Below are 9,124 nucleotides of genomic sequence, written 5' to 3'. Positions count from 1 at the left end.
GGGCGCCCCCCCCCCCCGGGGGGTGGGGGGGGGGCCCCCCCCCCCCCCCGGCGCCCCCCCCCCGCCCCTGCGTCCGTGTGGAGTCACACCCCCTCGACGGAAGGACGGTCGGCCGCCCGCCCTGCGACACGCACGGGCGGCAGCGACTCCGCCCGGGGCGGAGCGGTGGCCGCCTCGGACGCGCTGACGTCCTCCAGCGTCACCTCGCGTGTCCTGACCCCGAAGAAACCGACCGCCAGGGCGAAGGCGGCTTCCAGAACGGCGACGAGGTAGAAGACCGAGTCGGTTCCGAAAGCCAGGAGCAGGGCCGAAATGACCTGCGCCGCGACGACGTTGGCGATGCGGGCGAAGGACATCGTCCACCCCACGCCGGTCGAGCGGAATCGGGTGGGAAGGACCTCGCCGGCGTAGGTCGAGGTCGGAGGCACCGCCAGCTGGAAGCCGAAAGACAGCAGACAGGCCAGAGCGATCGTGGTCACCGTGGAATGGGCGAGGGTGGACAGCAGGGCCAGAACGCTCAGGCAGGCTCCGACGCCTACCAGGATGTGCTTGCGCTGCCAGCGGTCCGCGAAGGAGGTGGCGGCCAGGGGGCCGAACACACCGGCCGTCACGATGACCGCCGTGTACAACGTGGTCCGTTCCAGGTCGTAGCCGCGCAGTGCGAGCAGCGTGGACACCCAGTAGTTGAAGCCGAAGTAGGCGACGATCCCCAGGGTCCAGATCACCGAGGTGACGGAGAACGCGCGCCCGTGACCGGCCCGGACGAGCGCGAGCACGCCCGTTCCCGTATCGGCGGCGACAACGGGGCGCGCCGGCTCGGCCTCGATCGGTGGCAGGGGCTGTCCCTGACGGACGATCTGCTCCTCGATCGCACACATGGTGACCTCGGCACGCTCAAGGTCGCCCACCGATTCCAGCCAGCGGGGAGACTCGGGCAGCCGGCGCAGGATGCCGAGGAACAAGGCGAGCCCCAGGCCCCCGACGACGTAGAGCACGCGCCATCCCCAGTCGACGCGGGGCTATGATCGTCATGCGACCCGCGCCGTGACGTTGGGATCACGTGGAATGGATGACCCCCGGTGTCGCCCCCTGCGCTGGCAGATCTCCTCGGTGGATACCCGCAACGGTACTGGGGTCGTTGATGTGCTGCGGCTACCGCCGAGTCCTGCGCCTTCCGCCCTGCGCACTCAGCTCAACGAATACGGGATGGTAGACGCCGCCCTCGAACTCCATATCGTTGGCCGACGCACCCGCGGGTGCCCGCCGAACGGCTCTGGCTGCACCGACGGCCGGTCCGCGAGCGTCGGCCAGGGCCCGTTGCGCAGACTCGGGCGGCACGAGCAGTGGTGGGGATCATCTGTGCGGGCTGCTACTGGGGTCGCATCAGGTGCAGGTCCTGACCCCACGCGTCGAGCACCGCGCTGTGTCCGGCCTGCCGGGCTGCTGTCTCGACCTGAGCGAACAGGTGACGCTGTGTGGCCACGTCGCCCGTGCCCGAGATGTGGTCCGCGGCGTCGAGCAGTTGGTCGGTGTCCCAGCCGGGCAGCGGGAATCGGGCGAGTTCCCATCCGAGGTATTTGTTGTAGGGACGGGGGCGGCGGTCCAGTGCGAAGAGCAGTTCCAGCAGGAAGCGGATGCTGTCGGCGGCGTCGAGCCGGGCCGCGAGCGGATGTCCGTCGCGGTCGTTCTTGATCGAACGGTAGAGGGAGTTGGCGTAGGCGTCGAGCCATTGGCCCGCCTCCCGGAAGGCTTCATCGGTGTGGAGCCGTGCCTTGTCGGCGAGGATGTGGGTGATGTCTCCGTCGAGCCGGTCGAGCAGGATACGGGCGCGGGCGAGCGCGTAACGCTCGAAGCCGGGCATTCCGGCGGCGCGGAATTGCTCGAGGGAGAGGATGACGAGGTCGAGTTGTGGGGTGCGGTGCCCGGTGAACCGGGTGAGGTCCGTGACCGCTGCGTCGGCGAGGACGACGTACAGGTCGTGGTCGGAGTGCTCGGTGGTCATGCCCTCGTGGGCCCGGGAGCCTTTGAGGACCAGGCCGACGACGGCTGGATCGGCGGCGGCGAGTTCGACGAACGCGTCGTAGGTGAGGGGTTCTTGAGCAGCCATTGCGTGATCTCCGGTGTGCGGTGACGGGTATGCCGACCGGACGGCCCCGACGTGTCGGGGGCGCCCGCACCGTCTGCGGCGGCGCTTGGCCGCCGCCCGGGAGATCAACGCACGTGCGGACTCTATCGGTTGGTCTGCTGGGCCGTCTGGAGGTGACCCTTTTCGGGGGCGGCGTATCGGGACGTAACGCCGTGGTGTGGCGCTGGCTGCTTGAGTTCGCACTTGAGGGTCTCGGGTGGGGCGTCGGCAGGGGTTCGACGATCTTCATGAGGCGCGGGTGCATGTAGCCGGCCGTTTGGCTCCTGTCCCTGGCGCCACGCTCGTCGAGTGAGGTATCGGCGCCGGGATGCAGGATGACGAACGCCCTTGGTTTCCTCGCCGTTGCTCTCGTGCGGTACGCCGGTGACCGCGGCGATGCTGATCGCAGTCTGCGTCGTCAGCACCTCTTCGGTCTCTCGGGGATCGGCGTGGAAGCCGCCGCGGATGAGCATGTCTTTTGAGCGGTCGACGATGCAGTCGTTACAACAGTCTTCGTCCTTGCGGGCGGGTGACGGGTGCAGAACCAGCCGTTCATGAGTACTTCGGCGGTGGGAGTTGATTACTTCGGGAGTGGGCCGGGGCGGTTGTGGCAGCCCTTCACGGCGCTCGAGGCCGGCCCTTTGTGCTCACCGAAGGTCATCATGCCGGGAATTGCGCGACGCACGCGCAGACTCGTTCTGCTGAGTGTGACCTGTTTGGTCAGTGGCCCGGGAGGAGTTCGGCCAGGCGGCTTTCGATTTCCTGTGCCGGTACGTCGTGCAGGTGCTGGTCGAATGCCCAGCGGTGGCCGGAGGGGTCGAGTACTTCTCCTGTGCGTACGCCCCAGAACGCGTCGTGGACTTCACGGCTCGCGGTGGCGCCGGCGGCGAGGGCCTGCCTCATTGCCGCGTCGGCGTCCTGGACCCCGAGTCGGTAGGCGGCCACTGAGGTACCGCTCGTGGAAGGGCTGGCCAGCAAGGTGCCCGGCACGGGTGCGGCCATGGCGACGGGCAGACCGTGAACGTCGAGATCAGCGGTGGCGATGGACCCGTCCGGCAGTCGGATGATGCGGGTCACCGTGGCGCCCAGCGCCTTCTCGTACCAGGTGATGCTGCTCTCGACGTGGTCGACGACGAGGTGCAACGCGAAGTGGGGGACAGCCTTGGCTGATGTTTCCATCTGTTCCTCCTGATCGGGCCCGGGCATCTCACGAGTACGACGATGCGGCGGCCGGGAATGTGAGGCGCGGCGCCGGGCCCTGCGGCACAGTGCCGGTCAGTACGTTCAGGACTGTGTCCACACGCGGAGCTTCACGGGGTTGCGCACGACCCAGAGCCGCTGAATGCGATCGCCGGCGATCTCGAATGCGTACACCGCGACCGTCTTTCCCCGGTCGGTGGCGACGAGTCCTGCCTGACCGTTGACGGTCCGTTCCAACAGATTCAAGGTGCCCGCTTGTCGTGCGAGATCGACGAGGAACCGGGCGATCTCCGCGCCGCCTTCGATGGGAGTCAGTGACGCGGCGACCCGACCGCCACCGTCGGCTGTCGCGGTCGCCGACGGGTCGAGCAGGTTGATCAGAGCCTGGATGTCCTGGGCCTGCCACGCCCGCTTGAAGTCGCGAACGACCCGTGCGCGGGCGGCCGGTGCCGTGATCGGCCGTGCGTCGCCGACGCGGCGGCGGGCCGATGATGCGAGCTGGCGGCATGCCGCCGGCGTGCGCCCGACGATCTCGGCGACCTCGGTGAACGGGTAGCGGAACACGTCGTGGAGGAGGAAGGCCACCCGCTCGGCGGGGGTCATCGAGTCGAGCACGACGAGGAAGGCCATGTCGACGGACTCATCCAGCGTGATCCGGTCCGCCGGGTCGGTTTCGGCGCCGGGCCGCCGGCCGTACCGTTCCATGACGTCGGGCACCGGTTCGGGCAGCCACTCGCCGACGTAGCGCTCGCGCCGGACCCGAGCCGAGCCGAGCAGGTCGAGGCACACGCGGCTCACGACGGTGGACAGCCACGCCCCCGGTGAGCCGATGGCGTCCTGCTGCTCTCGGGACAGGGCGTACCAGCGGGCGTAGCCCTCCTGGACCGCGTCCTCGGCATCGGCGAGGGAACCGAGGAGACGGTAAGCGAGATTGATCAGCGGCCCCTGCTCGTTCACGATGCTGTACCGTCGCGCGGCGGCGTCGTCGCGACCTGATTCGGCTTGTCCGGATCGCATGTCCACGGTGCTTGCTTCTCCTCGTCGCAGTTGTCCGTCTCCCATTCGACGAACCAGCGGGCAGAAAAGTGAGCCCGCCTGGTACCGGCCCTAGACATCGGCTGCGCGGTGCGTCGGACAAGCAATCCCACAGAACGTCATGCTCAGGATCGGGCCGATCCGGGCGGGACCGAGCTTGCGGCTTCGACGGAGTCGTAGCGCCCGGGCGAGGCCGTGTGCGTTCGGATACGGCTTTTCGGGATTTTTGTGTAGCAGGGTGAGCGTGAGGTCCTCTCAGGTGGGCGGCATGCCCGTGGAGACCGAGCCGGGGGCGGGCGGGGCCTGGGTGAGGTGCGCTGCTGTCAGGCAATCCACGGTGTCGATTGCCTGGAAGGGCAGTTGGCCTGTAATCAGCTCAGGGAGGAGGCAGCCGAGCGCGTACAGGTCGCTGTGAGGTCCGGGAGGCCGCCTGCTTGCTCGGGGGCATGTATGGGGGCCTTCCCGTGATGAAGCCGGCTCTGAGTCAAACGGTTCGTGGTTGCGTATGGGTCGGCTCCTGCGTGAACCCGAAATCGAGGACTTTTACGGCACCGGTGGGCGTGATGTGTGTTGAGGATGTTGGAAGGCTTGAAGTCCAGGGGCATGATTCGGGCGTCGTGGCCGTGTGAAGACACGGCTCTGCCTCGTCCCGACGCGCGTACGAGGCATAGCACTGACGCGCCATCGATCTCCCGGCCATGCGTGGTTACTCCGCGGGTGGGATCCGGTAGACGGAGACGTGAGAACGCGACTCGGCGGTGAATTCGGCGCCGGCCCAGTCCGCATGCCTGGTCTCCAGTTCGAATCCGGCCAGCATGGCCATGAGGTCGAGTTCTGCCGGCCAGACATAGCGATGAGGGCTGCGGAACAACCGCGCCTGCTGGGTCTCATCGAAGCGGAAGTGGTGCGATACGACGTGCTGATGGAGTACGTCGTAGGTGTCCAACCCGATGTAGCCGGGTTCGGACTGCCAGACGGTGGCCGTCTGACCCGGTGGGAGTTTGCGCAACTCGGGTACCCAGAGCTCGATCACGAACCGGCCACCAGATGCGAGATGGCGGGCAGCGTTGCGGAAGCACTCGACCTGCTCATCCTGGGTGAGCAGGTTGGAGATCGTGTTGTACACGAGATAGACGAGGGCGTACTTTCCAGGGGCGACGGTGGTCGCCATGTCACCAACGATCACGGGGATCGTTGCTTCATCGACCTTGTTTCGCAGTTGCTCCACCATCGGGAGCGACAGCTCGATGCCGGTGACAGAGACTCCTCGCTCCGCGAGCGGGACGGCTACCCGGCCGGTCCCGATGGCGAACTCGAGCGCTTCTCCGTCACCCGCGAGCTGGGCGAGACGGTCCACGGCCGGTTCCAGGACCTCGGGGGCGAACATTCCGGAGCCGGGCGTGTCGTAGCGCTGAGCGGCATCGGCGTCCCAGATCTTCTCCTGCTGCATTCCGTCAACGCTCGCCCTTGGCCCACACGATGTCCACCGAGTTTTTCGGACCGCCTGTCAGGAGGCATCAGAAACAGCTTCTCAGCCTACTTTTTGACGTGCTGTCCAGATCCAGCCGAGTGGGGTGTGGCCGAGAGTGCGAGCGACGGATTGGGAGGCGTGGTTGTCTGCAGCGCTGCTGTAGAAGAGCAGGGTCTTGTTGCGGTGCTCACGCTGGTACGAGGCGGCTATGACGGGCGGTGCGAGACGCTTGCCGCGGAAGTCGGGGCGGGGCCAGATGCCTGCCTCCGTGGTGGTGGCGTTCGAGGCGGGGTGTGAAGCCACGCGACACCGGCCCTCAGTCGTGGACGGCCATGGCCCACTCACACATGCGCCCGTTGATCAGTCACTACCTGGCCCAGTAAGAGGCGCCGTCCGGGGTGTAGTTGAGTGCCCGGTCGGAGGTGATCCTATGGACCAGCCTTCGACCGGCCAACGCCGAGATCCTGGAGCTGCACAGCTCGCCGTCCGCCACCACGGGCCTCGCGCCAGTTCATCCGGCCTCGCCGGCCCGGGGCCAACTCGGATTCGTGGTGGGGACGACTTGTTGGGCTGGTTGCATGTCGTGACACATGGCGCCTACGCAGCCGCAGTGTTCTGTCAGAATCTGCCGCGCCGTCGCACGGCACTGCTGGAGCTGGGCGCACGGGGGATGACAGGTGCCAGCGACTTCCGGCACTTGGCGGAGCCGTGAAAGTGCACCGTCGGGTGGGGAGCGGCGGGGCGCTGATGAGCGGGGCCGTGGGACCGGCGCCACTGAGCGACGGCACCCCACAGCGTGAGAAGGATCCGGCGCACACGTCGTTCCGTAAGGGCTTCCCAGCTGGGCAGATGACAGTGGGTGATTGATCGAGATGCAGGGGGTGACGGGGCCTGTTTCTCTGATGGGGCCCGCTCTTCCCTCGTCACCCAAGGAGTGATCATGAGCGCTGCAGGCGAGTCCGGTCGTACCCAGCAGATGCGTGCTAAGGCTCAGGACCTGGAACAGGCCGCGGAACGTGCCACTGACCCGCAGGAGCGTCAGCGTCTGAAGGACAAGGCCCGCCAGCTCAAGGAGCAGAGCGAGCACATGGGCGGTTCGGGTAAGCCGGACATCGACCCGACGCTGTAGCTCCCGGTAGTTCCGGGTATGGACACCGGCCGGTGGCCGGCCTGCGTGGCTTTCAGTCACGCGAGAGGCCACCGGCCGGTCACTGCTGTGTGCGCTGTCGTCCGTGATGAGGTTCTGGGGCCCGTGATGAGGTTTTGGATCGAACGTGCGAGCTGTGCCGCGGGTGTCTGGGCATGGCGCGGCGGTTGTCCCCGGCGATTTCATTCGGGGTGTGACGACGCCCCTGCCGCGGACGCCGGTCCGGGCTGTGCGAGCGGGATGTCGCGCAGCGCGCGCAGTAGGGGAGAAGAACAGCGACAGACCCGCGCTGCGGCCGCCGGCGACGGCGATCCACTGCGGTGGGCCGCAGGCTTTCCTCGGAGACACTGCCCGGCACTGCCATGACCGGCCTCGACGCCGCCGGCCTCGTCGGGGAACTGTCGCCTGGCGTTCTGCCCCGCACCTCAACAGCCTGCGACTCTGGTGTTACTGCGGCGGGTCTTCCCGCTCTGCTGAGCGGGCGCGCGGATGCCGCAGCCGTCGTGTCTGTGCGGGCTGTGCCCCACGAATCTTCCGTGCGTGCCATCGAAGTCTGGGCAGTAGAGCCCGCTGTTCACAGCAACCGCGCTTCAGCCTCGGGGAGTTTCGACCACCAGTGGCCGTAGCGGCTGTAGACCGTCGTCTCACGTTCGCCGAGGAGAGTCTTCAAGGACTGAGCTTCCGCGGCGAGCCCCTCCCAGGCGGCGGGGGACAGGGGGCGGAAGGCTGTGGCCTCGATGCCGCCGTCCACCGGGCGCCAGACACCGGCGACATGGCCGTCCACCAGCAGGGTGGGCAGGACGTCGCCGTTCCTGCGGATCACCCAGGGGCGGTAGTCCGGGGGTATGACCCGGCTGCGGTCGGCATAGGCCAGCAGAACGCTGTCCCACATCGCCATCAGCCGGGGCGGGGCGGGGGTCTCCGCGGGCGGCCGGGAGGCGCCAGGGAGGTCGAACAGCGTTCTGCCGTTGGGCCCTTGGAGCTGCTCGACGGCGCCGTCGAGAGCGCGGAGCGCCTCGCGGATGGCTGGCCGCTGCACCATGGCGAACTGGGCCACGTCCGCCACTGAGGCGGGCCCGAATCCCGCCAGGTAGCGCAGGATCAGGGTCCGTAGCGCTTGTGGATCCACCGCCCGCCCGGTGAAGGCGGCTGTTCCCGCTGCGACGAAGGACGGCCTCAGGCCGAACGACCATGGGGCATCTGTCGGGGCATGATGCAACGGCGCGTACGCCTTCAGCCCCCACCATGCCCCCTCCTTCTTCTCGGCGCCGAGCCGCTTTTCGACCCACGCCTGCATGTCTGCCGAGGTGCGCTGCCGGCGGGCGAAGGCCAGCAGCTCCGGCACCAGTTCGTCGGCGTCCGCCGTGGTCAGCCCCGCGGCGGCGAAGCGGAAGCCGAGCCGGGAGGCGTACAGCGTGGGCTGCATCGCCGCGCGGAAGGCCGGGTAGTCCTCGGTGTGTACGGCGTGCAGGGTGATCCGCATCAAGGTCGCCTTGACCACCGAACGCCCGGTGAACGCGGCATCGAGGCCGGCGGGAGCGAACCCGGTGAGCCGGTTCCACAGTGCGAGGTAGGGCGAGGCAGGGTGCTGCGCCTGGAGCGCGACCACACGCCGCACACCGTCGGGGACGGTCAGCGGCTCACGCCCCAGCAGCAGTTGGCGGCTGAGGGTCGCCCGGTTGAGTTCACGCGCGCTGATCACCACAGCGCAGGATTCTGCCCCACATCACGCGCCCCGGCTCCTCTCAGGTGCGTCAAGGCCTCGGTCGCATCGCCCTGTTCCTGCGGCATCGCCCTGCCCGGCGGCTTCAGGAAGGGGAAGGAGCGTCCTTCGGCGCAGCGGTCCGTCGATGCTGCCCCTGTTCTCTGTCCTCTGGCCTCTGCCCGATGCGGGGCCGGGCAGCGGCCGTTCCTCGACCGGACCGGGTGGACAGACAATGGTCTTCGCGGCAAAGCAGCTCTGCTTCGCCTCGGTGCAGGGCCTGGCCGCAACCGAACCCGCCTACATCCACCCCCGCTCCCAGGACCTCTGTGAGGCGGCCTGCGCCGTCCAAGCTCCCATGATCGCCGCCCGCGGATGTCCGACTGCGACGTGCTCGGGCGCCCGCCCCTGTCCCTGGGCTGAGCGAGGGCGGCGCAGCCCATG

At 68.3% G+C, this 9,124-nt stretch carries 8 protein-coding genes and 1 pseudogene; 2 read left to right on the top strand and 7 right to left on the bottom strand.

Features of this window, described 5'->3' with window-relative positions; translation table 11 throughout:
• Positions 1-83: 83 nt before the first annotated feature.
• Positions 84-998, bottom strand: a pseudogene (locus tag ACFC96_RS36000) (MFS transporter); the annotation flags it as partial.
• Positions 999-1,369: 371 nt separating this feature from the next.
• A complete protein-coding gene (locus ACFC96_RS35995) occupies positions 1,370-2,107 on the bottom strand; it encodes a hypothetical protein (protein ID WP_376616270.1) in 738 nt (245 codons plus the stop codon).
• Positions 2,108-2,460: 353 nt separating this feature from the next.
• Here ACFC96_RS35995 and ACFC96_RS35990 point away from each other — a divergent pair, with 353 nt between their 5' ends.
• A complete protein-coding gene (locus tag ACFC96_RS35990) occupies positions 2,461-2,607 on the top strand; it encodes a hypothetical protein (protein ID WP_376225880.1) in 147 nt (48 codons plus the stop codon).
• A gap of 238 nt (positions 2,608-2,845) precedes the next feature.
• Here ACFC96_RS35990 and ACFC96_RS35985 read toward each other — a convergent pair whose 3' ends face one another.
• The 4 genes from ACFC96_RS35985 to ACFC96_RS35970 form a co-directional block, all read right to left on the bottom strand.
• Positions 2,846-3,304 carry a VOC family protein gene (locus ACFC96_RS35985; RefSeq protein WP_376225881.1) on the bottom strand — a complete coding sequence of 153 codons (459 nt, stop codon included), beginning with the start codon at positions 3,302-3,304 and terminating at the stop codon, positions 2,846-2,848.
• Positions 3,305-3,409: 105 nt separating this feature from the next.
• Positions 3,410-4,342 (bottom strand): RNA polymerase sigma factor SigJ, encoded by a 933-nt coding sequence (gene sigJ, locus ACFC96_RS35980; RefSeq protein ID WP_376225886.1) that lies wholly within the window; start codon positions 4,340-4,342, stop codon positions 3,410-3,412.
• 724 nt (positions 4,343-5,066) lie between these two features.
• Positions 5,067-5,810, bottom strand: coding sequence for a class I SAM-dependent DNA methyltransferase (locus ACFC96_RS35975; RefSeq protein ID WP_376616268.1), 744 nt, complete (start codon positions 5,808-5,810; stop codon positions 5,067-5,069).
• 81 nt (positions 5,811-5,891) lie between these two features.
• A complete protein-coding gene (locus ACFC96_RS35970; RefSeq protein WP_376616267.1) occupies positions 5,892-6,134 on the bottom strand; it encodes a GNAT family N-acetyltransferase in 243 nt (80 codons plus the stop codon).
• Between the two features lie 637 nt (positions 6,135-6,771).
• Here ACFC96_RS35970 and ACFC96_RS35965 point away from each other — a divergent pair.
• Positions 6,772-6,960 (top strand): DUF6381 family protein, encoded by a 189-nt coding sequence (locus ACFC96_RS35965; protein ID WP_340459183.1) that lies wholly within the window; start codon positions 6,772-6,774, stop codon positions 6,958-6,960.
• Between the two features lie 592 nt (positions 6,961-7,552).
• Here the strand turns inward: ACFC96_RS35965 and ACFC96_RS35960 are convergent.
• A complete protein-coding gene (locus tag ACFC96_RS35960; RefSeq protein ID WP_376616265.1) occupies positions 7,553-8,683 on the bottom strand; it encodes a winged helix DNA-binding domain-containing protein in 1,131 nt (376 codons plus the stop codon).
• Positions 8,684-9,124 lie beyond the last annotated feature (441 nt).

This window comes from Streptomyces sp. NPDC055955, assembly GCF_042270245.1.
Lineage (GTDB): Bacteria > Actinomycetota > Actinomycetes > Streptomycetales > Streptomycetaceae > Streptomyces.
This window is presented reverse-complemented; position numbering and strand designations above follow the sequence as displayed.

Bases quoted from the DNA above. Each gene is read 5' to 3' on its own strand.
- ACFC96_RS35995 (WP_376616270.1), bottom strand. From the start codon at position 2,107: ATGGCTGCTCAAGAACCCCTCACCTACGACGCGTTCGTCGAACTCGCC.
- ACFC96_RS35965 (WP_340459183.1), top strand. From the start codon at position 6,772: ATGAGCGCTGCAGGCGAGTCCGGTCGTACCCAGCAGATGCGTGCTAAG.
- ACFC96_RS35990 (WP_376225880.1), top strand. From the start codon at position 2,461: ATGACGAACGCCCTTGGTTTCCTCGCCGTTGCTCTCGTGCGGTACGCC.
- sigJ (WP_376225886.1), bottom strand. From the start codon at position 4,342: ATGCGATCCGGACAAGCCGAATCAGGTCGCGACGACGCCGCCGCGCGA.
- ACFC96_RS35975 (WP_376616268.1), bottom strand. From the start codon at position 5,810: ATGCAGCAGGAGAAGATCTGGGACGCCGATGCCGCTCAGCGCTACGAC.
- ACFC96_RS35985 (WP_376225881.1), bottom strand. From the start codon at position 3,304: ATGGAAACATCAGCCAAGGCTGTCCCCCACTTCGCGTTGCACCTCGTC.